Below are 26852 nucleotides of genomic sequence, written 5' to 3'. Positions count from 1 at the left end.
CGGAAGCGGAGCAGACATCCCTTCCCGCTTTAGACCCGCGCACTTTCGCGACCTTCACGTACTGATCGTTGACCTGTGCGACAACTTTCGGCGCCCAATGATCCGACACATCGGCGAACGGATGGGAAGACATGCTTATCTCCAGGTCGGAATGAGGGATGCGGCGAGCAGCACACCCATCGCGAGATTGAGAATGCGCCAGTGGCGCGGCGTCCGAAACAGCCGCGCGAATAGCACGCCGAGCGCACACCACAGCGCGAGCGACGCGCACGCAGTCACCCCGAACGCTGCACCGAGCAGCATCGCGAGGCGGTTCGGATTGTTTGCGAGCAGCGCAAAAGACGCCGCCGCGCCAACCGTCATCGCCCAGCCTTTCGGGTTGAGCCAGAGCAGCAGGAAACCGTTGACGAGCGAAACCGGCCGCACGGGGCCGTTGCTCGCGTTTGGCGGCCCGCTGCGCGCGATGCGCCACGCGAGCCACAGCAGATACGCGGAGCCGAGCGTTCTCACCGCCGTTTGCAGCGATGGCAGCGTGAGAAGCAGACCGCCAAGCCCGAGTGCGGCGAGCGCAGCGAGCAAGGCGAGGCCCATAGCGATGCCGAGCATCAGCGGTATCGAGCGTACGAAGCCGAAGCGTGCGCCTGAGGCGGCGGCGAGCGTGGTCGCGCCGCCGGGCGTCACGGTCGCGACGGCGACGAAGAGCAGAAGCGGCAGAATCGAGGTCATCGGTGCACATTCGGATCAGTGAATTCGCACTGTACGGATCGTCAAGGCATCGTGAAAGCTAATAATATTGATGCGGTACATTACGCCGCATAATGCATAGATGAGCCGAAACCTCGACCTCGATCTGATCCGCACCTTCGTTGCCGTCGCCGATAGCGGCAGCATGACGGTCGCCGCGAATCTGCTGCACATGACGCAAGGCGCCGTGAGCCAACAGGTGAAGCGCCTCGAAGATGTGCTGGATTGCCTTCTGTTCGTTCGCAAGACGCGCCGGCTGGAACTGTCGCACCAGGGCGAGCAGTTTCTCGTGAAGGCGCGCAAGCTGCTGCGGCTGAACGATGAAATCTGGGCCGACATGACCGGCCAGCCGTTGCGCGGCGCCTTGCGTGTGGGCGTGCCTTACGATCTCGTGACGCGGCTCGCGCCCGCGATGAAGGCATTCGCCGAGGCGCATCCGCACGTCGAAATTTCGTTGGTGTGCGCGGCGTCGCCAGAGCTGAGCGAAGCGGTGAATAGCGGTCGCGTTGACGTGTCGTTGGTCGAATATGTCGCAAGCGAAGCCGAAGGTGAAGTGGTCTGCATCGAGCCGCTGGTGTGGGTCAAGGGGCGCGGCAGTGATGCATGGCAGAAGCGGCCGTTGCCGCTGTCGATGGTAGACGATCGTTGTGCTTTCCGTCCGGTGGTGCTCGGCGCGCTCGCGGACGAGGGCATTGCGTGGCGCACGGTGTTCGAGAGCGGAAACATCGAGGCGACCGCCGCAACGGTGCGCGCGGGCCTCGCGATCACGGCCTGGCTCGCCTCCACGGTGCCGGCCGATCTGGAGACGCTCACGTTTCGAGTCAGCGGCTTGCCTGCACTGCCTGCGTTCGCGATCTGTCTGCGATTGCCCGCGACGGTTCAGCCAGCGGCACAGGAATTCGCGCGCCATGTGCGGGATTCGATGTCGAGCGACGCAGGCACTCGACGCGCGCGGCTCGCGAACATTGCGTGACGTCCGGCGTTTGAAGTGCGCGCCGGAATCGACTGATTCAGACGCACGCAGTGCCGCCAGCCATCTTTTAGTTCACGGACGTCGCTCCTACAAGCGCTGCGGCAGCGCAGCCGCAAAATAGTCAGTCACCCGGCGCACGCGCGCAGGCACGAAACGACGCCTCGGCCAGATGATGCTTACATCACGGGCGTCGCGAATGAAGTCGTCTAGCACGGTCACAATGTCGGGATGCTTGAGTTCGTCGGCGAGCGAGAGCTTCGCGAAGAGGCCGATTCCCACGCCCGCGAGCACGGCCGATCGTATTGTCTCGACGCTATTCGACGACAGGTTGCCTCGCACCGGTACGCTGAATCGGCCTCGTGGCCCATGAAACGGCCAGTTTGCCGACTCCATCAGACCGCCGTAGAGCAGGCAATTGTGATTGGCGAGTTCGGTAGGATCCTTTGGTACACCGTATTGCTCGAAATAGCGACGCGATCCGACGCAGACCAGCGGGGTGCTCGCAATCCGCTTCACGACCGAATCCGGATCGTTGACGGAGCCCACTCGAATCGCGAGATCGATTCGATCCTCGACCATATCGCGTACGAAATCCGACAACACGAGCTCGACCCGCAGACCAGGATAGCGCGACAGCAGCTCGGGAATGAGCGGAACAACGTGCAGGCGACCGAACGTAGAGGCAGAGGCGATCCGGACCAGCCCCGAGACATCCAGCGTGCTGCTGGTCAGTTCGCTGTCGGCCACCTCAATCTCGTCCAGCAACGGCTTGGTGCGTTCGTAGTATTTCTGCCCCTGATCCGTCAGGGTCACGCTGCGTGTGCTTCGGTTGAATAGCAGCACGCCCAGGCGCTTTTCCAGCGCGCCGATCGACTTACTGATCGCGGACTGTGACTCGCCGGTTCTGCGCGCCGCGGCGGAAAAGCCACCCGCTTCAACGACGGCGAAGAAGGCGTTCAATTCGTGAAACCGATCCATTGTATTTCTCTCGTGCGATCTATTCTCTCGGTGAATGGATCTTATGATAAATCCGCCGATTATCATTCGCAGTGGCCGCAATTACGATGTCACTTCCATTCACCAACAGGCAGAAGCTTCAATGTCTACTCTCACAGGGAAGATCGCCGTGATTAGCGGCGGAACGACGGGTATCGGCCTGGCGATCGCCAGGCGATTCGTCGCCGAAGGTGCTCACGTCTTTATCTTCGGTCGGCGCCAAGGCCAGCTCGACGAGGCCGTCAAACTGCTCGGACGCAACGTTACCGCGATTCAGGCCGACGCCGCGAATCTCGATGACCTCGACCGTGTCGCTGCGGCAGTCAGGGGCGAAAAAGGTGTCGTCGACATCATCGTGTCGAACGCGGGCTTTACCGAGCAGGCTTCGATCGACACCATCACGCCTGAGCATTTCGACAAGGCATTCAACCTCATGGCGCGCGGCCCGGTATTCCTGGTGCAGAAGCTGCTGCCGTTGATGACAGGTGGCGGGTCGATCATCCTGGTTTCGTCGGCCATGCACGTCATGGGCATCCCTGGTCATACCGCCTACGCGGCGACCAAGGCCGCGTTGCGTTCCTATGCCCGCACCTGGGCCGCCGAATTCAAGGATCGCGGCATTCGCGTCAACATGCTTAGCCCCGGTGTCACCGACACCCCGATTCTCGACTCCCAGTCGGCGACACGCGAGGATCTGGTGAGCATGTACAAGAGCATGGTCCCGATCGGTCGACTCGCCCGCGCCGAGGAGATGGCCAGCGCGGCGCTCTTTCTCGCCTCCGAACAGAGTTCCTATATGACGGGCGCGGATTTGATGAATGACGGCGGCATCGGCCAGGTCTGAGGCCCGAGGCTCTCATCTCCGCGATTTTTACTCGTGCTATTTAGCGGCCGCGTTGTACCACTCGACAGCGTCCTCGCCGGCGGGGATGTTGAACGGGCTCGATGAATCGGTCGCTGCGAGCCAAACCGCTTCTGCGACATCCGATGCGTGCGTGACGGCCGTTTCTTTCTGCCAGTTTGCGAAAATCTGCTCCACGAGCGCGCCGTACGGCTCGGCGAATCCGTCTTTCATACGTGCCTGCGCGTTCTCGCCGAAGCGGGTGGAAGGCGCGCGTCCCGGCAGCACGACACGCACGCGCACATTGAACTGCTCCAGTTCGAGCGCGAGCGATTCGCTGAACGCGTTGACCGCGGACTTGCTCGCGGTGTAGACCGACAGCAAACGCAGCGGTCTGCAGGTGACGGTCGACGTCACATTGATGATCACACCTTCGCGGCGCTCGCGGAACTGCGGCAACACGGCCTGCGCCATCGCAATGGTACCGAGCGTGTTGGTCTCGAAGATATCGCGCACGGTGTCCATCGGCGTTCCTTCGAGCGCGTTCAGAAAACCGATACCCGCATTATTGACGAGCACGTCGATCCGACCGGCGGCATCGACGACGGCGCGAATGCTTTGCGGGTCCTTCACGTCGAGGGCGAGAATCGAAAGACGATCGGAGCGCGGCAAGACGTCTTCGCGTGGCGCGCGCATCGTGGCGATAACGCGCCAGTCGCGATCCAGAAAATAACGCGCGATTTCGAGGCCAAAGCCGGACGAGCAACCGGTAATCAAGACGGTCTTCATGTCGAATCCTGTGGTTGGTGACAGTCCCAACACAATAAGTCCTGACCACCCGGACTCGCTACAATTGAGCGTCCAGGTTTCATTCGAAATCGTCCGATCATGATCGACCCGCTCGCCGAAATCGTCACATTGCTGAGGCCGACGCCCACGTTCTCGAAAGTGCTGAGCGGCGCCGGGCGCTGGCGCGCGAGCCGCACGGAAGTCGGCCAGCCGTTCTATTGCGTGGTGCTCGAAGGTTCCTTCCGTCTATCCGTCAATGGTTGCGAGCCGCTTATTCTTCAGGCCGATGACTTCGTGCTCGTGCCCGAAGTTTTTAGCTTCACGATGACGAGCATCAACCCGCCCGACGATGACGACGTCTCCGATAGCGCGCCCGCGGCACTGCCCGACGGCAGCTTTCGTTTCGGCGATGCATCGGTCGCGCCAGAAGCCCAATGGCTTGCGGGCCTCTGCGCATTCGGTTCGCCGGATGCGGCCTTGCTTGTCTCGCTCTTGCCCAAGCTCGCGCACGTGCGCGGTGAACCCAGGCTGGCGACGCTCGTCAAGCTCGTGAGGGAAGAATCGCGCGCGCAGCGGCCCGCGCGCGAGGTCGTGCTGGCGCGACTGCTCGAGGTGCTCTTCATTGAAGCGTTGCGAGCCACGGGGACGGGGGCCTCGCCCGGACTCGTCCGCGGCCTCGCCGACGCCCGTCTCGCGCTTGCCATCCGTCATATGCACGAGAGTCCGCACAAGCCCTGGACGATCGCACAACTCGCAAGAACCGCCGCGCTTTCACGGTCCTCTTTCTTCGATCGATTCAGCCGCGCAGTCGGCGTGGCACCGATGGAGTATCTGTTGTCGTGGCGCATGGCCGTCGCGAGGAGCCTGCTGCGCCGGAACGAAGTCAGCATCGCGGTGATCGCGGAGCGTGTCGGTTACGGCTCGGCGAGCGCATTCAGCGTCGCGTTCACGCGTCATGTCGGGCTGCCGCCCACGCAGTATGCTCGAGACGCAGCGAATGTCGTCGCTCGATAGCGTCATAAAAAGGCTATCGGGCCTGGGGCCGCGAGCTTTCGCCGGAGTGCAATCCGTTCGAGGCAGGCCTGGCGTTCGCCTGCAAGTTCGACCGGGACATCGCCTTCCGCGGTCGCGACGCCCTTCTGCGTCTGCGCGAGGCGCCGCTGCGCCGGCGTCTCGTTACCCTGACGGTCGACGGCGCCGCACATCTGATGCTGTGGGGTGGCGAAGCAATCTTGCGCGACGGCAAGCCGGGAGGGGCGGTAACCTCAGCCGCGTTTGGGCATACATTGCGATGTCCGGTTGCAATGGGCTTCGTGAACCGTGCCGATGGTGCCGCCGATGCCGCGTGGCTCACGCAAGGCCGCTATACGATCGACGTGGCGGGCGAACAGGTGAGGGCAATCGTGCATCTTAGGGCGCCATACGATTCGCGATCGGAACGCGTGAAGGGCTAAATGCAGCGAGCTGAGGCGCGAACGACCCCAAAATCAGGTTTTCGCGCAACAGTCGCGCGTTGCGCCTTCGTGGAGCTTCCCGAAGTGATGAGATCAACATCGAGCCTATCCGGCCGATGCCGCGAGACGTTGGTCAATGCTTGCTGCATCGCTCTTTCGCACTGTCAATCTGTTCGTCACCGACTTGACTCCCAGCACTGATCTTGATGCATTGCCAGCGCGCGAGATCTGCCAGCTTTCCGGCACCGATCCGGTGAGCGTGACGACGCCGTGGCTGGCCCTGATGTGAATCTCTGAATCATCCATATCCGGTACCCGCCTGAGGGCGCGGCGAACGTCACGAACTATCGAAGTATCCGGCCTGGGTCGAGGCGGCGAGCCCGAGGCCGCCACCCTTTGTGCGACCGCGCCGGCCGTCGCGCTCATACCTTGTTGCGCGTTCGCATAGGCCGCGCCACTCGCGATGGCCGCAATTAACATTGCGTCGATTATTCTGCTCGCATTGCTTATGTTCATGCTGGCTCCTTTGGGTTCTGCCCAACCTTGCAAAATCCGCTGTCCGTGTCGAACCATTTCTTTGACCAGCAGATCCAGGTCGCGAGCGTTTCCTCGGAACGCGGCTGAACGCCATGCATAGGGAGCAAACCGGCTGCGTCGTTCTTCTCCATCACGGCACCTGTCGGGTTCAATGTTGAGCAAACAAGAATAGCCCCAGGAGGAGGCAAGATCGGCGCCGTAAGCCGTCACCACCCGGACACGATGCGATACACGCTTGCCCTGCCCTGGAGGCCGCGAAGCGGAGCCTCAAATTCGACGACAGTGCGGCCACCAAGGAGGTCGCGGACCCCAGGCGCACTATAGAGCGCTTCCGAAATGCAAATCTCCCCGGCGTCGGCGAGAGACTGCACGCGCGCGGCGACGTTGACGGCCTGGCCGAAATAATCGAGATTGTCGTTCAGTGTCACCGCAATCGACGGCCCGCAATGTGCCCCGATCTTCAGGATGATCGCCGGTTCTCCACGTTCGCGATTGAAGCGCCCGATTTCCTCCACGATACTCAATGACGCGGAAACCGCGTCCGTCGGTCGACAAAAGACGGCCATCACAGCGTCGCCAATCGTCTTCACGATAGCGCCGGAATACCGTTGTGCGATCATCTCAAGCAAGGCGAAATGCTGTCTGACGAGGCCGTACGCATTCAGATCGCCGATGCGTTCATACATGGCCGTCGAACCCTTGAGATCCGTGAAAACGAACGTCACTTGCCGAATCCCAAGGCCTTCCTTCTCGTCAACGTTCTCCGAGCGGAACAGGCGCCGGAAGGTCTGTCGCGCCACCAGCGCCCCGCCGGAGAGATACGGTTCGAATTCGAGCGGCGGCTTGATGGCCTGAGCGACGACCTCTGGAGGCCAATTGATCAAGAGCAGCGACCCGCGCGTGCTCCCGGTATTCCTTACTTGAATGACGACAGGCCCAGGCGGCACAACGCAGAGCGCCGGGGCAAACCGTTGACCGTCATAACCGACCTGCAACAGTGTCGGCGAGGTAGCGGCCTCACCAGCGATCGGAACAATGAGAGCGGCTTGTGTCTCGACATTCACACCCGTCAAGGCACCGGGGCCAAGAACAGCCTGCAGGGTCGTCGTCGAACCTGGCGGCAGGAACGTGAGGCCGCGCACGAGCCCCCGCAAGAAGTCGAGAAACCGGACTTGCTGGCCGACGAACCGACCGTCACCGTTAAATCGCAGTTTCCAGTGGAAATCTTCAACGGAAAGCGACTCGGGATCGTGGAACGTCAGCCTCCGAAGTTCGGGCGATATTGAAAACGTGACCTGGATGAAATCGTCGAGGTCGGTTTCGCCCGTAACGTCGCATAGCCCACAGACATAATGGGTCTTGAGAGTGCGCAATGATCCGAAGCTGTGGAGGACCATTCCCGACTGCGGACAAAGAACGTCCCAGTTCATCTCGAACAATCCGTATCGCGCCGCATGAAGAAAGAGGTCAATGCATTCAGCCTCGCTTATGCCGCGATCTCGCGCAAACGCCAGCGGATTGACCCGGTAGACGGACAGCTCGTCGCCGCTCCTGATCAGAGTCTCGAGCTTGGAAATGACACGCGGACTCCATGATCTCGCCTGCTCGATCGCGATCATTTTGCTCTCGAGAAGCCGATCGTCAATGTTCATCGTCGTGGCCAGGTCAACGGAAAACAGTCAGACACAACTGCCGTGTCATGTCGCTTTACCTTGGATTGCAAGATACGGTGATGGTTGGACGGCGTCAACAGGAGTGAGCGCGGCGACCCTATCCTCCTCTATCGGCCTCGCCCGAAAGCGCGGCCTCGATCGCCTGGAGCGCATAAAGGAAACCCAGGCCGCTGCCCTCCTGCCGTAGCCGCTGGAGTTCCTTCAGCGATGCCGGATCGCGATTGCCGGTTCCATACGAGACAAGCGCCCGTGCGCGCGCCACGAAAAATCCGGAAAAGGGCGATGGCTCGCGGCGTGCGTAGTCTTCAAGGGCCGCAGCATGATGCGCGGCCGCATCCCAGCGTTTGCGGTCGATGCATGCATCTATCGCATCACGTCGAAACAGAAAGTGGTTGTGGCTCACCGCTCCGGCCGCGAGCAAAGCTTCGCCCTCCGCGAGCGCCTGTGCGAAGACAACGGGGTCGTCCGTCGTGCGCGCGAGCACGCCGAGATAAGCGGGGCCCAGGTAGTTCATGCCGGTCTCCCGGCTGATCGACAGCGCCGCTTCGATATCGGCGCGCGCTTCGCGCGGACGGCCGGCGACCCGATGCAATTCCGCGCGAAACGCGAGCGCTTCACCTTCGAAGCGCCTTGATTTCAGCTCGCGCGCGCACTGTAGCGCAGAAGCGACGTGCTCCCACGCACGATCCCACTCCGCGCGATCGTGCAGGCAGTGCCAGGCAGCGTGATGGGCGACGGCGAGCGCGCGGGGATGCCCCACCTTCTGCGCCGCGGCGACGCTTGCAAGCGCGGCGTCGAGCGCGCGCGCGGCTTCGCCGGTAAACCACGTCGTGATCGCCCGCATCGGAAGGTTGGCCACCTCGATCCGTCCGAAGCCATGGCATTGGCAGAGTTCGATGCAGCGGCTGAAGGCCGCGTGGGCGCTGATCATCCGGCCGCGCATGTACTCGCCATCGCCAAGGCCGCCGAGTGCGGCCGCCTCCTGTTCGGGATCGCACGCGTCGCGCGCGAGGGCAAGGCTGCGCCCGTGCTCACGCACGCAGCCGTCGATATCGCCGCGTGGAAAACACAGATTGCCGCGCAGGAAGTGAATGCGCGCCTCTTCGCGCAACAGGCCTTGGGAGGCTTCAGCGGCGTAGTCGAGGTCGGCCCATGCACCGTCGAGATCGTCGATGATCCGCTTCACCGTGGCCCGCCCGATCCATGCGCGGCAACGCTCCGCGTCCGTCGTCGCATATTCGAGGGCGATTTCGAATGCATGAAGTGCCGACTTCATGTCGCCGAGGTCATGCAGGACGCTGCCATGTAGACACTCGAGTGCGGCGCGGTCGCTACGTTGATCCGCGAGATCGAGACCTCGTTCGACAAGCCGGAGCGCGGCTTCATGGCGGTGCCCCGACGCCTGCGAGCGCGCTGCTTCGCAATAGGCGAGCGCTGCCCCGGGTTCTCCCGCGCGATCGAGATGTTCGGCTCGCAGGACGAGGTCGCGCTCGCCGTACCACTGTGCGGCGCGACGATGCAAATCGCGGCGCCGGCTTTTCAGCAGCCCGTCATAAATGGCGTCGCGAATCAGTGCGTGATGGAAGATGAATCCGGTGCCTTGACGTCGTAACAGCAGACCGATCACAAGCGGTTCCAGCGCAACGCCGGCATCAGCATCGGCGCCAGCGCCATCGACGAGAAAATCGACCGACTCCTTCTCGAACAACTGGCCGAGCACCGAGGCAGCCTGCAGCACTGTCTTATCGGCGGGATCAAGCCGATCCAGCCGCGCCTGTACGAGGCTTCGCACCGACCCCGGCACGCCGGTCCCTTCGCCGTCCTGCGCATCGTTCAGCAACTGCTCGAGAAACAGCGGATTGCCCGCCGCCCGTTCGATGCAGCGTCCCGCCAGACCTGCCTGCGCCCCGGGAAACGATCTGGCCATCGCATGCGCGTCGCCGGCGCTCAGCGGACCCAGATCGATCAGCGAATACGGTCCGCCGGTCGCCGCGCGCCACGGCTCTTCAGTCGAATCGCCGTGCGTCCGCACTGTCAGCACGAGTACGGCCGGACATCCCGCCATCGTTTCCGACAGTCCGGCGAGGTCGCGAAGCGTCGATTCGTCCGACCAGTGAATATCCTCGACGACCAGTACCCGAGGTTGCTGGCGGCTCGCGCGTTGGACAAGCCGGGTCAGGGCGTTGCGTCGGCCGCGAACGCGCATTTCATTGTCCATGGCGTCGTAGACTGCCCGGTCCTCGAACCCCATCGGCAAATCGACCAGATCTACGAGAAAGAGCGCGTCGCCAGCGTCGATCAAACCGCTGGCGAGCGCGTGCTCGACGCCAGTGGCACTCGCAGCTCCGTCAGTTGAGCCGTCGGCTGCCAACAGGCCGCGCACGAGAGACTGGATTGCGCCACGTCCGGTTGACGCACCGAAGTCGAGCACGAGGCCAGTATGAGAAAGGAATCCTGATTCCCGTGCCTCGCGTTCGAATTCCTCGACCAGGCGTGTTTTGCCGATCCCGGCCTCGCCGCGCAGCAGAACGGTGCGTCCGCCTCCGGTGTCGCGGCAGGAATGGAGCACGGATCGAAACTGCCGCATCTCATGATGCCGGCCGACGAACGGCCGGCCCGGGCGTGAGCGCCGAAGGCCGGCAATACACCACGCCATGACCGCTTGCGCGAAGCCTTTGACCGACAGCGCGCCGCGTTCGACACAGTCCAGGCGGTCAGCCAGCGGGCGTCGCACGCTTTCCGAGATCAGGATCGTCCCCGGCTCAGCCGCATCGGTGAGACGCGAGGCGAGGTTGACCGTGTCGCCGGTGACGGTGTATTCCCTATGAGTCGCGCTACCGGTGCCGCTTGCGACGACTTCGCCGCCGGCGATGCCGATATGCACGCAGACCGGGCGGCCGAGCGCACGCGACAGGTCGGGCATTCCGTCCCTGATCGCGAGTGCCGCCCGCACGGCGCGTTCGACATCATTGCCATGCGAGACCGGCGCGCCGAATACTGCCATGACGCTGTCGCCGACGTGCTTGTCGACGTGCCCGCCATGCTGCTCGATGGTGCGGTCAACCTGCTCGAAGTAGCGATCGAGCACGGCGAGTACTTCCTCCGCGTCGACTTCACGGCTCATCCGCGTGAAGCCACACAGATCGGCGAACAGGACGGCGACCTGCCGTCGTTCGCCTTTCGCCTCGCCTGGGCTCGCGGCGCTATGCCGGGGCCCGGTTCGCGCCCGCAATTCAGTCAAGGCATCGAGCAGTTTGCGGCGATGACCGACCGACGCAATACCCAGTTCTTTCAGATCGTCCGCGGTGAGGTCGCGAAGCACGTCGGCGTCGATGGCGTTCTCGCGAAACACCGGTTCATACCGCTCCATTCCGAGGCTGTGCAGCCACACGGCGACGTCCACGAGCCCTCCTGAGAGGAAGGTGTCGAATCCGTCAAAGATAGCACGGGGCTGGCTTCGTGGAGCCCTGCGCCCCGGGCGGCGGCCGACGCATCGCTGCCGCCCATGGGCGCGGTTGTCGTCCGGTGGAAAGCAGCGGAGAAGGTGCGTCTCGCGCGTTGCCGATTGGACGACTGGGACTTCCGCGAGGCAGATATCGACGAGCCAGCGCCTCATATAGCCGCGGGGCGAACAGCTTCGGCACTGGCTCGAAATGAGCGCGGTGGCCGTCAAGGAAATACCAGCCGCGCGAAACCGCAGTGAGGCTACACCGCGCCTGTGCTGGGCTTTGAGCGTGCCAACGCTAGCGCCAGCCTTGCGCCGACCTCTGCGTTGTGTTTCACGAGCGCGATGTTTGTCGCCAGGCTGCGCCCGCCTGTCAACGCCTTGATGCGCGCCAGCAGGAAGGGGGTGACGGCCTTGCCGGTGATTCCTTGTGCAGCGGCCTCGTCGAGCGCCTGCTGGGTCAGCGCGTCGATCTCTTCGAACGACATCGCTGCGGCTTCCGGCACCGGAGTGCTCAACACCACACCGCCGTCGAGGCCCAGGTCCCACTTGGTGCGAATGAACCGTGCCTGTTCCTCCGCGTCGTCCAGCCTGAAGTCCGCGCGAAAGCCGCTGTCACGCGTGTAGAACGCCGAAAAATTGTCCTGTTCGCAACTGAGCACCGGCACGCCGTGGGTTTCCAGGTATTCCAATGTGAGCCCGATGTCCAGGATGGACTTCGCACCGGCACAGATCACCGCCACCGAGGTCTTCGCCAGTTCCTGCAGGTCGGCCGAGATGTCAAAGGTTTCATGCGCGCCTCGGTGTACGCCGCCAATGCCTCCGGTGACGAAGACCTCGATGCCGGCCAACGCCGCACATATCATCGTGCCAGCCACGGTCGTGGCGCCCAGCCCGCCGCCGGCCAGCACGGCCGGCAGGTCGCGGCGGCTGACCTTATGTACGTGGTCCGATCGGCCGATCGTTTCCAGCTCGTCATCCGAAAGGCCGATGTGGATTCGCCCATCGATCAGCGCAATAGTCGCCGGCTCGGCACCCGCGTCACGGATCAAGGCTTCCACTTCGCGCGCAGTGCGAACGTTCTCCGGGTAGGGCATGCCGTGGGCGATGATGGTCGATTCCAGCGCCACGAGCGGGCGACCGGAGGCCTGCGCAGCGGCTGCAGGCGCGCTCCAGGTCAACCAGGAGCGTGCAAGGTCAGCAACCATGTCGATCCTTTCGGTGGTGTGATTCACTGAAGTATGCGGTACAAGAGGCCTTCAGCGAGTGCTTAGGCGTCCGTGTGCCCTTGGCGCCTTAGGACGACATGCGTGGCCTTCTCCGACGCTACGAATTCAACGCATTCGTATCCCAGAGCCCGCAAGTCGACCCCTTCGAACAGCGATTCTCCCCGGCCGAGCAGGACCGCCGCGACGGCAATGTGCAGATCATCGATGAGGCCCTCGCGAAGATACTGCTGAATTGTGTCCGGCCCACCGCCAATCCGCACGTCCATTCCGGCAGCGGCCTCGCGTGCACGGTCGAGCGCCTCGCGGATGCCTCCTGTTATGAAGTGGAACGTCGTGCCGCCTGCCATCTCGATGGGGGGACGAGCGTGATGGGTCAAGATGAAGACTGGAACGTGATACGGTGGATTGTCTCCCCACCAGCCTTTCCAGTTTGTGTCCGGCCAGTCCCCACGAATGGGTCCGAACATGTTGCGCCCAAGAATCCAGGCCCCGACATTCTGAAAGCCGCGGGCGGCGAAATCATCGTCAACCCCGGTCGTACCGCCGTCCTTGCCGAACAAGGCTTGCTGGAACGTGTGTGTTGGGACTAGCCACTGATGCAGTTCCGTCCCGCCAACGCCGAGCGGATTGTTGATGTCTTGATTCGGGCCTGCACCGTATCCGTCGAGCGAAATGGTGAAGCCCGCAACGCGAACGCGTGTCATCGTTTGCCTCCGTTTAGACGCCTAACGTAATGTGGACCGCAAACCTGCATGGTTTGCCGGAACTACGCGAAATAGTCTGGCAGCAGATTTTTGCTCAACCCTATGTCTCCAGGAGAAGTTTTCCGAATTTGTAAGCTGGCATACAGCAGCGACCATCCATCCAAACACGGCACGCACCTGCCCGGAGTCAACTTTTGCCTGCCGCAGGCGTACGATGAACGGCATAGTCCCGTTTGAGGACGGCTTGAGTGATGGAGGGTCGAGATGAGACGTCTTTATTTCCTCGCATCTGACACGTCGACGGCGAAGGCGATCGTAGACGACTTGCTGCGGACGCGGATCACATGGCGACATCTCCATGTTCTCGCGAATCACAGCGTCGCACTCGAACAGTTACCCGAGGCAACTTTGCTGCAGAGCAGCGACGTCGTGCACTCGCTCGAACGAGGCGTGGCGCTCGGCGGTGCGACCGGCGCGCTTGTCGGCCTCGTGGCGCTGGCGTTTCCTCCCGCGGAGCTCGCTATTGCGGGCGGAGCCGTCATCGCGTTGACGTTGGCGGGTGCCAGCTTCGGGGCCTGGACGGCCGCGATGATCGGCGTCGCCGAACCGAATGCACGACTCGAGCGCTTTCGGGACGCCATCCGTGACGGCCAGCTCCTGATCATGGCCGACGTGCCTGGATCGCGCGAACAGGAGATCGAGCAGATGGTCGCGCAGCATTTTCCGAAGGCCGATATCGAGGGCGCGGAGCCCACGACACCGATCTTCCCCTGAGAAGCAGTCGGGACGAGGCGAGCGGCGCCACCTTTGGCGCGACTGCGATCGAAGAAGGGCGGGGACGTCTCGGCCGATACCGTTGCAGGCGGCTTTCGTTAGAATCTGTCTTCGATTCTTTTACTCGTCAATTACCGGAGGCGAAGGTGCCAGGTTTACTTCCCGATGTCGACCGCGATGGACTCCTCGAATATTCGGTCGTCTACACCGACCGATCGATCAATCACATGTCGCAGCTCTTTCAAGGAGTCGTACGCGATATTTCCGGCGCCCTGAAAAAAGTCTACAACGCGAAGTCGGCCGTTATCGTCCCGGGCAGCGGGACTTTCGGCATGGAAGCCGTCGCCCGGCAGTTCGCGACGAACAGGAAGTGTCTGGTCATCCGCAATGGCTGGTTCAGTTTCCGCTGGTCGCAGATTTTCGACATGGGCGACATTCCGTCTGAATCGGTGGTGTTGAAGGCGCGTCCGGTCGAACGAGGTAGGCAGGCCGCATATGCACCGGCTCCGATCGAAGAAGTCGTCGCTGCGATCAAGGAAAACAAGCCGGATCTGGTCTTTGCGCCGCATGTCGAAACCGCATCCGGGATGATGCTGCCTGATGCCTACTTGCGCGCGGTGTCCGACGCGGTGCATGCCGTCGGCGGCATGTTTGTACTGGATTGCATCGCCTCCGGTACGATCTGGGTGGACATGCAGGACAGCGGCATCGATGTCCTGATCAGCGCACCGCAAAAAGGATGGAGCGCGTCACCCTGCTGCGCAATGGTCATGCTCAGCCCTCTCGCCCGCGAAAGAATCGACGCAACGACCAGCACCAGTTTCGCTTGTGATCTTGGGAAATGGCTGCAGATCATGGAAGCCTACGAGAACGGCGGGTTCGCGTATCACGCCACGATGCCCACGGACAGTCTCGCGACGCTGCGCGACGTCATGAAGGAAACCGAGGCATATGGCTTCGAGAAAGTCAGAGCTGAGCAGCTTGAACTCGGCAAGCGCATTCGCTCGCTCATGAGTGACAAAGGTTTCAAAAGCGTGGCGGCTGAAGGTTTTCAGGCTCCTGGCGTCGTGGTTTGCTATACGGACGATGACGGCATACGATCTGGCAAGAAATTCGCCGATGCCGGCTTGCAGATCGCGGCCGGTGTTCCCCTTCAATGCGACGAGCCAGAAGACTTCAAAACCTTCCGCGTTGGATTATTTGGGCTGGACAAACTGCATGACGTCGAAGGTGTGGTCGCCAGGCTCGCCAAGGCGTTGGACAGTATTCTTTAGAGCGTTTTTCCAAAGCACGTGCGCGTGGCTCGCTCTCGCGACCGCATCGGCGGGAGCACTCCGGAAGCTGCCGGAATAGTTACGCACGCTTCGGCCATCGTTGTAGAACATCGCCGTACCGCGACACCCCCACGCGTGCCGCAGGATCGTGACAACAAACGCAAATCCTGTTTCCCTCCGGGTCGCGGAAGTACGCCCCGTAATAGTCCGGGTGATAGCGTGCTCGCAAGCCGGGAGGACCTTCGCAAGAACCAGAGTTTGCCAGCGCGCTAGCGTATGCGTTGTCGACTGAACGACGATCAGGCGCAAGCAATGCCACCATTTGACCGTTTCCGTGTTCTGCCGAGTTGCCATCATATGGCCTGCCGATAAGGAAGAGCGGGCGCGGCATACCCTCAGCCATCCAACCAGCCCATGGTTTATCTGGCTCGCAAAACTTCAGACGATGTCCCAACTCGCTCATGACGACCGAATAGAACTTCAACGCACGGTCACAGTCATTAACCCCAACGAAAACATGCGAAATCATCCTGATCTCTTCCTGTTCGAGTTGCGATGTCTTTGCACGTTATCACGGCGGAGTTGCGCTCGACCTCTTGAACGCTCGCGAGCGTCGGGCGTGCGAGTGGAAACCTGGAAGCTTCGATTAATGAATATGTAATGACAAGCGGCAGAACCGTGCACGCATGCCCCCGATTGGGCGGACGACGGGAAAACGCGCTCGCACATGGTGCCCGGGTACACGCCATCTGTACACCGCATTCCGCCAAGAAGCCTTCTGACAGTGCTGCCGCCCAATCCCGCTCCCTTCCTCACAACATCCATCTGACCGCTGAAGGACCCGAAGTTCGGCTCCTCCGATAATTCCCCGCTCCAGTACCTGCCGTGCGAATGGCATGACAGTTGCTTTGAACGTCTCCGCGCGCTGAGCCACGGTCATTGGGGCGAGCATCGGGATGGGCGATCAACGGAGAGGCAAATTGAAACTAATAAGTGCGGTCATCAAGCCATTCAAGCTTGATGAGGCTCGAGAAGCCTTGTCATCGCTTGGCGTCTCTGGAATCACGGTTACGGAGGTCAAGGGTTTTGGGCGTCAGAAAGGGCACACCGAACTGTATCGGGGCGCGGAGTACGTCGTCGATTTCCTGCCGAAAGTGAAGATCGAGGTCGCCGTCCCGGACGACATCGTCGATCAGGCTATCGAGGCGATCGAGCGTGCGGCGCGTACCGGAAAGATTGGTGACGGGAAGATCTTCGTGACGCCGATCGAACAGGTGATCCGGATCCGCACGGGCGAGACCGGCGCCGACGCCCTATAAAAAAACACTGGGATAAGAGGAAAGAAAAATGCGCAAACTGTTGATGACGTTGTTGATGGCCGGCTCATTGCTCGCCGGCGGGCTGGGCTCCGCATTCGCGCAAGACGCCTCGGCGCCCGCGGCCGCCTCCGTGCCGGTCGCGCAAGCGTCCGCAGCTCCAGCGGCACCGGCCGCGGCGGATGCCGCTGCATCGGCGCCGGCCACCCCAACCGCACCTTTCTCGGTCGATTCATCGAAGATCAACTCCGGCGACACCGCGTGGATGCTGACCTCCACCGCGCTGGTGCTGTTCATGACGATCCCGGGTCTCGCGCTGTTCTACGGCGGCATGGTCCGCAAGAAGAACGTGCTCGCGACGCTGATGCAAAGCTTCGCGATCACCTGTGTCGTGACGATCGTCTGGACCGTGGTGGGCTACAGCCTCGCGTTCACGCCGGGCAACTCGTTCATCGGCGGCTTCTCGCGCGTGTTCATGACGGGCATGAACTACATCAAGGGCGACAAGGCCACGACGCTGACCGTCAGCCACCTCGCGCCGACGATCCCCGAGACGGTCTACTTCGTCTACCAGATGACCTTCGCGATCATCACGCCGGCGCTGATCACCGGTGCGTTCGCGGACCGCATGAAGTTCTCGGCGATGCTGGTGTTCATGACGCTGTGGTCGATCATCGTCTACTCGCCGATCGCGCACATGGTGTGGGAGCCGAGCGGCTGGCTGGCTAGCGCGGGCATCCTCGACTTCGCGGGCGGCACGGTGGTGCACATCAACGCCGGTATCGCGGGTCTGGTCTGCTGTCTGGTGCTCGGCAAGCGCGTCGGCTATGGCAAGGAAGCGATGGCGCCGCACAACCTGACGCTTACGCTGATCGGTGGCGCGATGCTGTGGGTCGGCTGGTTCGGCTTCAACGCGGGTTCGGCCGTGGCAGCGGATGGCCGTGCCGGCTTCGCGATGTTCGCGACGCAGGTGGCGACTGCCGCGGCGGCGCTCGCGTGGATGTTCGCCGAATGGGCAGCCAAGGGCAAGCCGTCGGTGCTCGGTATCGTGTCGGGCGCGGTCGCGGGTCTGGTGGCGATTACGCCGGCGTCGGGCTTCGTCGGCACGCTCGGGGCGCTCGTGATCGGTATCGTCGCGGGTGTGGTCTGCTTCTGGTCGGCCACGTGGCTCAAGCACAAGCTCGGTTACGACGATTCGCTCGACGCGTTCGGCGTGCATTGCGTGGGCGGGATCGTCGGTGCGCTGCTGACCGGCGTGTTCGCGGTCAAGGACATCGGCGGCGCGGACGGTGACGTGATGCTGCAACTCAAGGGTGTCGCGACGACGCTGATCTACAGCGGGGTGGTCTCGTTTGTTCTGCTCAAGGCAATCGACGCAGTGATGGGGTTGCGTGTCGCCGAGGAAGAAGAGCGCGAAGGACTGGACCTGGTGCTGCATGGCGAGGCGGTCGAATAACGGTTGCGCCGCGGATGGAGCGGGTACGACGGTCACTTTCCGTTCGCGGGGGTGGCCGCCGGTACTGCCGAAGCTCGCCCGGACGAGCGAGGAGGTCGTGCCGGGTTCGAGCAACCGGATTTCCGCCAGCCGATGAAAAAGAATAATCAGCAGCATGTTGTCGTACTGGTCGTTCTCATATCGCAAATCGCCTTTTTGGCAATGTTCGCATTCGCCGAACCTGTCGTCAGGCATAGCAGATGGCTCGCCGCAGGATTCGGATTCGACTTTTTATTCGGGCTGATTCTGTCGGTCGGCTTTGTCGGGATGTGGCGCACGCGCGCCGTCGATTCAGATTTTCTCGGATTTCTTCTGGCCAATCCGGTTGATCTGGCGATCGTGATTGCGACCGCCGGTCAGCTTGTGGCCATTCTGCTTGTTTGATGCGATTGGAAAGCGCATTTCGATTCAGAAGCAGCTCGGCGCGAGCTGACCATCCCGGGTGGAATGTCCCGGGATGGAACTCCAATTAAGAAAAAGCTGTTCTATTTTTCTGTAATCGCAAATGGGGCATAAAGACATGAAAAAAGCCTTGCTGGCAATCGGGGTCCTCGGCGCATTTTCGGTTTCCGCGTATGCGCAAAACAGCGTGACCCTGTACGGTCTTATCGACACGGGACTCATCTATACCAACAACCAGGCCGGTCATAGTAATTGGCAAATGGCGACCAGCTCCACGCAGAATACGGTGTTTGGCCTCAAGGGTACTGAAGATCTGGGAGGTGGTGTTCGTACGATCTTCAAACTCGAGCAGGGCTTCAATCTAAACAACGGCAGCCAGGCCTTTCCGGGTGACGCCTTCGGTTCTCAGGCCTGGGTCGGGTTGCAAAGCGACAATCTCGGCACCGTGACGTTGGGCCGTCAGTTCGATGTGCTGAACGACCAGCTCGGACCGATCACCGCGGGGAGCAACACGTGGGGTGGCAACCTCGCCGCACACCCGTTCGAGAACGACAACCTGGCGGCTGATTCGGTGGTCGTCAACAACTCGGTCAAGTATGTAAGCCCGACCTATGCCGGCGTGACGTTCGAAGGCATGTATTCGTTCAGCAACAAGGCGGGAGGATTCGCTGACAATCGCGCGTACGGCTTTAGCGTAGGTTATGCGCAGGGCCCAGTGAATCTTGCTGGCGGGTACCTGCAGTTCAATAACGCAGGTGGTGGCGTATCGGGCACGAATCCGAATGGGGCAATCGCGCAGGCCGACGGCAGCGCGAACTTCATCGCGGAGCGCCAGCGTATCTGGGGCGCCGGCGGCAATTACACGTTCGGCCCCGCAACTGTCGGATTCGTGTGGAGCCATACTCAGATCGACAACATGGCGGGCGTCATCTCGCTGGGCCTCGGCAGCTATCTGCCGCTTGGCGGTAATCTGCGATTGGACAATTACGAGGTGAACGCACACTACTCGGTGACGTCTGCGTGGAGCGTATCCGGTGCCTATACGTTCACTGACGGTGCTTACAACCAGGGGGCCACGAAGGCCTCTCCAAAATGGAATTCGGTCATGCTGCAGACCGACTATTCGTTGAGCAAGCGTACCGACGTGTACCTGGAAGGCGTCTATCAGCATGTTCATGGCGCGCCGGCAGATTCCGTGCTCGCAGATGCGATGATCAATACCCTCTCGCCATCGTCGACGGGCACGCAGGTCGCGGTCACCGTGGGACTGCGACACCAGTTCTGATCTTCTGATTGCACGAATCGTGCGCTGTAGCGATGCGGCTGTGGGCGTAACGTGATGCACGGACACAGCCGCGTTGCAACAGAGGTCGCCTGACTCGCAACTCGTCGCCCCGGGCCAGGAGACCTATCGCGGTCTCGGCCGGGACGGGTTCTCCGTCAACGTCGTACGCAGGTCGAATCGACCGTAGGCAGCGCGCGCACTCAGCGAGTGCGGACGCTCAGCTATCGGGATGGCTCGCGACAAAACTCGCGAACGCGTTGTACGGAAGCCCAAGCGCCGTGCCGTTGATCACCAGACCGTAGGTTGCGTCCCCGCTATCGAGCTCGTAATACATCGCCGATTGAATGTTCTTCGTCTTTCTCGCCTGATAGTAAGTGAGCAGGCGCGACGTGATGTAGTTGGCCCGGTACGCCTCGGTCTTCTCCGGTCCTGTGTTCCATTCCGAGATCACGAAGGGGACGCCATATCGGGCCTTGCAATAGGTGGGCAAATCGAAGCCCGGGCCGGACCCGTCGGAGCCGATATCGAAGATGTCGCCGTACACCTCGTAGTTGTGCCACGTAGTCAAGTCCCACCTGACGGTCGGATGGCCGCTCGTGCCATCGGGCTGCTTGCCATCCCACAGAGCGTCGGATGCGCCGGTGTCCGCGACGCAAAAGTTAACGCCGCATTTAGCATCCGCCTGCACCGACTTGACGCCATCGATCATGCCGCGCATCACGCCGCGCATCAGCGGCCAGTTCGCATTGTTGAAGTCGACGACGCTCGTTCCTGCGTTGGTGGAGTCGAGAATGATCCCGTTCGCGCGCGTCAGTTCGTTGCCGCATTCATACAGGGTCACGCCGTGGGGTTGCAACGCCGTCGCGACAGTTACCGCGCAATTGAAGCCGCGTGTGTAGGCGGCCGATTCGCTCGTGAACAGGTTGCCGTTACCGTCGTAGATGCCGGCATCGATCAGCACGAAAAGGGTCAAGCCCGCTGGCTGGAATGCTTGTGCCAACGCCACGACCGCGGCGAGTTGCGGTGCGTAGTCGGTACAGCTGAGCCGGTACGTCGAGCAGCCCAGGGCTTGCATGATCGACACGAGCTGCGACGTGGAATACAAATAATCGTAATGCCCGTTGATACCGTGAAACGAGCCGGCCGGCGCCGCGGTCGCGATGCGCGGATCGTTGCACGGCAACCATTCATCCGCATCGGCGCACACGTAGAACTGACCGCCGGTCGATTGTGCCCAGAACTTGCCGCCGTACCACAGCAGAAGCGCAGCATTCGACATCGTGCCGACGGCACTCCGATTGCGGTACACGACACCGTTCACGACGGTCCATATCGCGCCGACCTTGTCGATCAGATACGACGCGGGCGGGATCATGGTGCCGTCGGCGGAGGTGCCGCCCAAACGTGGGTCATTGCACGACTGCCATCCCGAACCATTCCATCCGTAAAATTGGCCGCCGGTTCCCTCGTGATAGATCGTACCCCCGTACCAGAGTATCAACGAGACGTTGTAGGTGTTGCCCGCCGCGACAGCGTTCCTGTAGACAGATCCGCCGACCAGGGTCCACGACGCGTTCTGACTGTCGATAATCACCGTCGCCGGGGGGATGGTCGTGTTCTGTGGCGAAGCGTTCGAAGCGTTGCCGGGTGACCCCGAGTTCGGGTTCGATGGAGCGCCAGAACTGTCGCCCGAGGTCGAGCCGGACGTACCGGTGGACGCCGTTCCAGTCGAGGCGGTCGGCGCCGAGCCGTTCGCCACCGTCGTCGTGCCGCCAGTCGAAGTCGTAATACCGGAACTGGTCGTGCCCGTCGAGGTCGCGATACCGGAGGTTGCCGTGCCCGCAGAGGGTGCCGCCGTCGTGCTCGACGGGTTCGTGGAATTGCCCGTGGAAGAGCCGCCGGCATCCGCAGTACCGCTATCACCACCACCACCACCACCACCACCACCACCACCACCACCACCACCACCACCGCCGCACGCGCTCAATACGACGCTTCCGCCGAGCGCAGTGAGACAACCAAGAAGTTGACGTCGCGCAATCATGACAATAGCGCGAGCTGCCGCGAGGCGGCCCGCAAGGAATCCGGAGAGAAGTTGGGGAGTCCTTCGGGTCGCGAGTGCGTCGCGTGAGCCGCTCAGGACATTCGATGCGCGGTCGTGGGTGGTCTCGCGTTGCGACCGATCACTGAGTCCGGCAAGTCAAGCCTGTCTGTCGGCACAAACTGCGCATGGGAGCAGGGTTGTGCCGAAATAAAATCTTTTCGCTCGCGATGGACGAACTGCGAAAAGATTTCACTCTGCGGGTGAGGGCGTGGGAATCGGACGCTGTCTGCACAGCGACGGACTCAGACGGGCGATCGCAATGCCGCTTATGTGCGATGCGGCCCGACGATGCCCAGCCGCGCGATGCGCCGGTACAGCGTCGCGCGCGATATGCCTAATGCCAGCGCGGCGACGTTAGGCCGCCACTGGCAGCGCGTGAGTGCCGCGACGATCCGTGCCCGCTCGTCGTCGGCGCTGGCCGGCGACGTGGAGTTCGCCGCGAGCGCCGGCGTGACGGCGGGCGCGAGTTGCGCCGCGAAGTCAGGCGACACGTGCCGCAACTCGACGCGAGCCGAATCGCAGACCGCGCACGCATAGCGCAGCACGTTGCGCAGTTGCCGGATGTTGCCGGGCCACGAAAAAGCGGCAAGACGCCCGGCAAATTGCGGATCGAGCATCAGCACATGCGTGGCCGCCTGCGCTTCCTCGTTGAACACCGTATCGATCACATCGCGGATATCGGTGCGCTCGCGCAGCGGCGGTATCCGCAGTGTCGCGCCGCTCAGGCGATAGTAGAGATCTTCGCGGAACGATCCAGCTTCGACCATCTGCATCGGATCGCGGTGCGTCGCGCAGATCACGTCGATATCGACGCGCACCGGCGTATCGCCGCCAAGCGGCACCACTTCGCCCTCGGCGAGTACACGCAGCAGGCGTGTTTGCAGGCCGAGCGGCATGTCGCCGATTTCGTCGAGAAACAGCGTGCCGCCATGCGCGAGGGCGATCTTGCCGCGCGCGCCGCGACTGCGCGCGCCGGTGAACGCGCCAGGCGCATAACCAAATAGCTCGCTCTCGATCAGCGGCTCCGGAATCGCGCCGCAATTCACGGCGACGAACGGCCGCGTGCGCCGCGAACCCGAGTCGTGCACCGCGCGCGCGAACACCTCCTTGCCGACACCGGTTTCGCCGAGCAGCAGAACCGGGAGCCGCTTGCCGGCGATCCGCAATGCGACTTGCGCGTTGCGCGCGATCCGTTCGTCCGAGCTGTGCAAAAAGCGGCTCATCGCGCCGATGCTGCCGTCCGCATGCGGATCGGCCGGCCGTGTCGCGACGAGCGGGCGAGCCGCGCGTCTCATCGGCGCGCGAATGCGGGCATACAGCATCGCGCCGGTCGCGCGCAGCCGCAGCGCCACGATCATGTCGGTGCGCGCGACGTCGTGCAGACGGACCTCGGACGTGTCGAATATCTCGTCGATGTGACGCGGCCCGTCGAGCCCCGCGATGCTCTCGTGCGCCTTGCGGTTCGCGGCGGCGATGTTGCCGCATTCGTCGAATGCGATCAGTGCTTCGGGCTGTGCTTCGACGAAATGGCGGCTTTGATGGCCGAACAGGATCCAGTGCTGCGCGGTCTGATTCAGAAAGTAGCCATCCTCGATCAAACTCGCGCTTTGCCGCACCAGCTGAAAAACCAGCCCTTGGCTGTCGCGGTTGTCGGGCGATTGAATCGCCGATGCATCGAGCACGCCGATCAATTCGCCGGTCGGCGCGAAGATCGGCGAAGCGCTGCACGTGAGCGTCGTGAACGCGGCCCGGAAGTGATCGGTCTTGTGCACGGTGATCGGCGCGAGATCGGTGAGTACGTTCGCGATGCCGCAGGTGCCTTCTTCGCGCTCGGACCAGCACGAGCCGATATACAGGCCCGCATGCTTGAAATCGTTGCGCCGGTCGCGGTCGATCCGATAGTCGATCGTGACGCCGTGCGCGTCGGACAGCATCACGCAATAGTCGGCGACACGAATCATTTCGTGCAGCCGCGTCAGACACTGGCCCGAGGCGCGTAGAAAGGCTTCCTCCTTGCCCTGGACTTCGCGCAGTTCGGCGGACGTCAGCACGCGCGGGCCGATCACCGAACTGGGGTCGAGCCGGTACTGCTCGTACGAACGCTGCCACGACGACACGAGGCGCGACGAATTGGCAGGGGCCGGCAAGCGTCCTTCGATGGCCCCGCGTACGCGATCGACGTGCTGCGTTTGAGAAACATAGGGCATGGCCGGCTCCAGGCGAGCGACACCGAGTAGGGCGCGTCCCTGTCTTGTAGCACATCCACACTGAGCGATCACATTGCGGCGCAGCACGTCAGCGGCGTGAGACGAACGTCTCAGAGACGAGCGAGACGCTCGTCGCATCGAGCAAACCCTTGTCCGGCGCGGTACCGTACAAGCGCCGCGACGTGCTGTGAGCCTCGCACCACGCCGCGGGACGAGCCCGTGAGACACAGTGAACTGCGCGGCGCAGGTCTGATGAAAGCGGCCGCGAACGTCCGACCTCCGCGTCCACCCCGTGAATACGGCGCTTTCGGCGCGTACGCACGACGCACAAGCAACTGGCCCGACCTTTGCAGTATCGCTGGCAGACAAGCAAACGCGAAAGCAAGCGCGCTTCATCACAGCAAGTCGCTTCGCTACTCGCGCACAGGAGACAAGCCAGTGTCATCACCCATCACCGTCGGCGTGATCGCGAACCCGGCATCGGGCCGTGATATTCGACGCCTCACCACGCACGCTTCGGTGTTTCCGACCGCCGAGAAGGCGAACATGGTCGTGCGCCTGCTCGCGGGCCTCGGCATGCTCGGCGTCGCCCGCGTGCTGACCTTGCGCGACCGGACCGGTGTCGCTGCACTGGTACTGCGTGCGCTTGAAACGCACGCGGCCGTGGCCGAGCCGCAACCTTGGCCGACCGTCGAATTTCTCGAACTGCCGATCACGGACAGCGCGGCCGACACCCACGCGGGTGTCGCGCGGATGGTCGGGTTGGGTGTCGATCTGATCGCGGTGCTCGGCGGCGACGGCACGCATCGCGCGGTTGCCGCGCATTGCGGCGAGGTGCCGCTGCTGACGCTGTCGACGGGTACCAACAACGCGTTTCCGGAAATGCGCGAAGCGACGGTGGCGGGCCTCGCGGGCGCGCTCGCCGTTTCGGGGCTCGTGCCGCCCGAGGTCGCGCTGACGCGTAACAAGCGTCTCGTGGTCCGTTGCGTCGCGGGCCCGAACAAGGGGCGCGAGGAAATCGCGCTGGTCGATGTGTGCGTGAGCCGGCAGCGTTTCGTCGGTGCGCGCGCCGTCTGCGAGCCGGCTGATATCGAAGCGCTGTTTCTGACCTTCGCGGCGCCGGATGGTATCGGCCTGTCGTCGATCGGCGGGGCGTGGGCGCCGGTCGAGCGCGGCGCGCCGTACGGGCTGCATCTGACGTTCGCGCGCGCGGGCGAATCCGGCGTGCCGATCTTCGCGCCGCTCGCGCCGGGCCGTGTCGATCGGGTGACGATGCGCACCTGCGAGCGCTTCGAAGCGGGCTGCTGGACGCCGCTGCATACCGAACAAGGGACGCTCGCCTTCGACGGCGAGCGCGAGATCGAGCTCGAACGCGACGACCGCTACGAGATCGCGCTCGACTGGGCGGGACCGCTGAGCGTCGATGTCGGCCGCACGCTGCGCTATTGCGCGTCGCGGCAGTTGATGCGCGAAGCGGCGGCGCGTCGGAGGTAATCAACTCAGGAGGAAGCGAACGCCTGAAGCAAAGCTGGTTGAAGTAGCAGTGAACATCGAGATCATTCCCTGGAGACACACCATGTCTGTATCGACGCAGTTGAGCAAGGAAAAGCTGCTGGAAGCGTACCGGATGATGCGCACGATCCGCGAGTTCGAGGAGCGCCTGCACGTCGAATTCGCCACCGGCGAGATACCCGGCTTCGTGCATCTGTATGCCGGCGAGGAAGCGTCGGCGGTCGGCACGATGATGCATCTGACCGACGCGGACTATGTCGCCACCACGCACCGTGGTCATGGCCACTGCATCGCGAAGGGCGTCGACGTGCCCGGCATGATGGCCGAAATCTACGGCCGCAGCACCGGCGTGTGCCGCGGCAAGGGCGGCTCGATGCATATCGCCGATCTGTCGAAAGGGATGCTCGGCGCCAACGGGATCGTCGGCGCGGGAGGTCCGCTCGTGTGCGGCGCCGCACTCGCCGCGAAGCTCAGGAAGACCGGCGGCGTCGGCGTGTGCTTCTTCGGCGACGGTGCGTCGAACCAGGGCGTGATCTTCGAATCGATGAATCTCGCTTCCGTCTGGCGCCTGCCGGCGATCTTCGTCGCGGAAAACAACGGCTATGCGGAGGCGACCTCGTCGACGTGGTCGGTCGCGGCCGACAACATCGCCGACCGCGCGAGCGGCTTTGGCATGCCCGGCGTGATCGTCGACGGCTTCGATTTCTTCGCGGTGCACGAGGCGCTCGGCGCCGCGATCGAGCGGGCGCGCGGCGGCGGTGGCCCGACGCTCGTCGAAGTGAAGCTGTCGCGCTATTTCGGTCACTTCGAGGGCGATGCGCAAACGTATCGCGCGCCCGGCGAAGTGCAGAAGCTGCGCGACGAAAAAGACTGCCTGAAGCGTTTCGAGGAGCGCGTGGTGCGCGCCGAAATGCTCAGCGCGGACGAACTGCGCGGCATCGATGCCAAGGTGAAGCAGCTGATCGATGGCGCGGTGACGGAAGCGAAGGCCGCGCCTCTGCCGACGGCCGCCGACCTGCTGGCCGACGTCTACGTGTCCTATCCGTAACCCGCGGCGCGAAACCATTCAATCTTCAGCTTTGCAAGGGATCGGAATAA

General features: G+C 62.7%; 22 protein-coding genes and 2 pseudogenes. 12 read left to right on the top strand and 12 right to left on the bottom strand.

Annotated features, from left to right (window positions below; translation table 11 throughout):
• Positions 1–16: 16 nt before the first annotated feature.
• Together OKW27_RS02745 and OKW27_RS02740 are read right to left on the bottom strand one after the other, a co-directional pair.
• Positions 17–133 (bottom strand): annotated as a pseudogene (locus OKW27_RS02745) (cupin domain-containing protein); the annotation flags it as partial.
• A 2-nt stretch (positions 134–135) separates the two neighbouring features.
• Positions 136–726, bottom strand: a complete 591-nt coding sequence (locus OKW27_RS02740) for a LysE family translocator (RefSeq protein ID WP_090811625.1) — start codon at positions 724–726, stop codon at positions 136–138.
• 100 nt (positions 727–826) lie between these two features.
• Here OKW27_RS02740 and OKW27_RS02735 point away from each other — a divergent pair, with 100 nt between their 5' ends.
• Positions 827–1717: a LysR substrate-binding domain-containing protein gene (locus tag OKW27_RS02735; RefSeq protein WP_429332466.1), complete on the top strand. Its 891-nt coding sequence runs from the start codon at positions 827–829 to the stop codon at positions 1715–1717.
• Between the two features lie 87 nt (positions 1718–1804).
• On the opposite strand, the gene OKW27_RS02730 is transcribed toward OKW27_RS02735, so the two are convergent.
• On the bottom strand, positions 1805–2695 hold the full coding sequence (locus OKW27_RS02730; protein WP_090811621.1) for a LysR family transcriptional regulator: 891 nt from the start codon (positions 2693–2695) through the stop codon (positions 1805–1807).
• A gap of 121 nt (positions 2696–2816) precedes the next feature.
• On the opposite strand from OKW27_RS02730, the gene OKW27_RS02725 reads away from it, so the two are divergent.
• Positions 2817–3557 carry an SDR family NAD(P)-dependent oxidoreductase gene (locus OKW27_RS02725; protein ID WP_429332465.1) on the top strand — a complete coding sequence of 247 codons (741 nt, stop codon included), beginning with the start codon at positions 2817–2819 and terminating at the stop codon, positions 3555–3557.
• A gap of 36 nt (positions 3558–3593) precedes the next feature.
• Here the strand turns inward: OKW27_RS02725 and OKW27_RS02720 are convergent, their stop codons facing one another.
• Complete coding sequence (locus tag OKW27_RS02720) at positions 3594–4343, bottom strand: SDR family oxidoreductase (RefSeq protein ID WP_429332464.1); 750 nt, start codon at positions 4341–4343, stop codon at positions 3594–3596.
• Between the two features lie 99 nt (positions 4344–4442).
• Here OKW27_RS02720 and OKW27_RS02715 point away from each other — a divergent pair, with 99 nt between their 5' ends.
• On the top strand, positions 4443–5357 hold the full coding sequence (locus tag OKW27_RS02715; RefSeq protein ID WP_429332463.1) for an AraC family transcriptional regulator: 915 nt from the start codon (positions 4443–4445) through the stop codon (positions 5355–5357).
• 8 nt (positions 5358–5365) lie between these two features.
• Positions 5366–5797 (top strand): annotated as a pseudogene (locus tag OKW27_RS02710) (glycine cleavage T C-terminal barrel domain-containing protein); the annotation flags it as partial.
• Positions 5798–5902: 105 nt separating this feature from the next.
• Here the strand turns inward: OKW27_RS02710 and OKW27_RS02705 are convergent.
• The 5 genes from OKW27_RS02705 to OKW27_RS02685 all read right to left on the bottom strand — a co-directional run bounded on the left by OKW27_RS02705 (position 5903) and on the right by OKW27_RS02685 (position 13385).
• Complete coding sequence (locus tag OKW27_RS02705; RefSeq protein WP_429332834.1) at positions 5903–6103, bottom strand: BON domain-containing protein; 201 nt, start codon at positions 6101–6103, stop codon at positions 5903–5905.
• A gap of 437 nt (positions 6104–6540) precedes the next feature.
• The gene (locus OKW27_RS02700) at positions 6541–7986 is read right to left on the bottom strand and encodes a DUF5939 domain-containing protein (protein WP_429332462.1); all 1446 of its coding nucleotides are present in this window, start codon (positions 7984–7986) and stop codon (positions 6541–6543) included.
• A 118-nt stretch (positions 7987–8104) separates the two neighbouring features.
• Entirely contained in the window at positions 8105–11410 is a 3306-nt protein-coding gene (locus OKW27_RS02695) for an adenylate/guanylate cyclase domain-containing protein (RefSeq protein WP_429332461.1), read from the bottom strand.
• 302 nt (positions 11411–11712) lie between these two features.
• Complete coding sequence (locus tag OKW27_RS02690; RefSeq protein ID WP_429332833.1) at positions 11713–12660, bottom strand: pseudouridine-5'-phosphate glycosidase; 948 nt, start codon at positions 12658–12660, stop codon at positions 11713–11715.
• A 62-nt stretch (positions 12661–12722) separates the two neighbouring features.
• Positions 12723–13385, bottom strand: a complete 663-nt coding sequence (locus OKW27_RS02685) for a dihydrofolate reductase family protein (RefSeq protein ID WP_429332460.1) — start codon at positions 13383–13385, stop codon at positions 12723–12725.
• Between the two features lie 264 nt (positions 13386–13649).
• On the opposite strand from OKW27_RS02685, the gene OKW27_RS02680 reads away from it, so the two are divergent.
• Entirely contained in the window at positions 13650–14159 is a 510-nt protein-coding gene (locus tag OKW27_RS02680) for a DUF1269 domain-containing protein (protein ID WP_429332459.1), read from the top strand.
• A gap of 146 nt (positions 14160–14305) precedes the next feature.
• Positions 14306–15433 carry an aminotransferase class V-fold PLP-dependent enzyme gene (locus OKW27_RS02675; protein ID WP_429332458.1) on the top strand — a complete coding sequence of 376 codons (1128 nt, stop codon included), beginning with the start codon at positions 14306–14308 and terminating at the stop codon, positions 15431–15433.
• Positions 15434–15512: 79 nt separating this feature from the next.
• On the opposite strand, the gene OKW27_RS02670 is transcribed toward OKW27_RS02675, so the two are convergent.
• On the bottom strand, positions 15513–15962 hold the full coding sequence (locus OKW27_RS02670; RefSeq protein WP_429332457.1) for a VOC family protein: 450 nt from the start codon (positions 15960–15962) through the stop codon (positions 15513–15515).
• A gap of 451 nt (positions 15963–16413) precedes the next feature.
• Between OKW27_RS02670 and OKW27_RS02665 the strand changes: the two genes are divergently transcribed.
• The 4 genes from OKW27_RS02665 (at position 16414) to OKW27_RS02650 (ending at position 19931) form a co-directional block, all read left to right on the top strand.
• Positions 16414–16752: a P-II family nitrogen regulator gene (locus tag OKW27_RS02665; protein WP_026226100.1), complete on the top strand. Its 339-nt coding sequence runs from the start codon at positions 16414–16416 to the stop codon at positions 16750–16752.
• Between the two features lie 28 nt (positions 16753–16780).
• Positions 16781–18205 carry an ammonium transporter gene (locus tag OKW27_RS02660; protein ID WP_429332456.1) on the top strand — a complete coding sequence of 475 codons (1425 nt, stop codon included), beginning with the start codon at positions 16781–16783 and terminating at the stop codon, positions 18203–18205.
• Between the two features lie 51 nt (positions 18206–18256).
• Positions 18257–18628: a hypothetical protein gene (locus OKW27_RS02655; RefSeq protein WP_429332455.1), complete on the top strand. Its 372-nt coding sequence runs from the start codon at positions 18257–18259 to the stop codon at positions 18626–18628.
• 136 nt (positions 18629–18764) lie between these two features.
• Complete coding sequence (locus tag OKW27_RS02650; RefSeq protein WP_429332454.1) at positions 18765–19931, top strand: porin; 1167 nt, start codon at positions 18765–18767, stop codon at positions 19929–19931.
• 217 nt (positions 19932–20148) lie between these two features.
• On the opposite strand, the gene OKW27_RS02645 is transcribed toward OKW27_RS02650, so the two are convergent.
• Positions 20149–21975 (bottom strand): hypothetical protein, encoded by a 1827-nt coding sequence (locus OKW27_RS02645; RefSeq protein ID WP_429332453.1) that lies wholly within the window; start codon positions 21973–21975, stop codon positions 20149–20151.
• Between the two features lie 326 nt (positions 21976–22301).
• The gene (locus OKW27_RS02640) at positions 22302–24242 is read right to left on the bottom strand and encodes a sigma-54-dependent Fis family transcriptional regulator (RefSeq protein WP_429332452.1); all 1941 of its coding nucleotides are present in this window, start codon (positions 24240–24242) and stop codon (positions 22302–22304) included.
• Between the two features lie 438 nt (positions 24243–24680).
• Between OKW27_RS02640 and OKW27_RS02635 the strand changes: the two genes are divergently transcribed.
• Positions 24681–25736: an ATP-NAD kinase family protein gene (locus OKW27_RS02635; RefSeq protein ID WP_429332451.1), complete on the top strand. Its 1056-nt coding sequence runs from the start codon at positions 24681–24683 to the stop codon at positions 25734–25736.
• A gap of 82 nt (positions 25737–25818) precedes the next feature.
• Positions 25819–26802 (top strand): thiamine pyrophosphate-dependent dehydrogenase E1 component subunit alpha, encoded by a 984-nt coding sequence (locus OKW27_RS02630; RefSeq protein WP_429332450.1) that lies wholly within the window; start codon positions 25819–25821, stop codon positions 26800–26802.
• Positions 26803–26852: the final 50 nt, after the last annotated feature.

This window comes from Paraburkholderia sp. 35.1 (genome assembly GCF_050436525.1).
GTDB lineage: Bacteria > Pseudomonadota > Gammaproteobacteria > Burkholderiales > Burkholderiaceae > Paraburkholderia > Paraburkholderia tuberum.
Note: the sequence above shows the minus strand (reverse complement) of the source record. Positions and strands in the feature narration are given on the sequence as shown.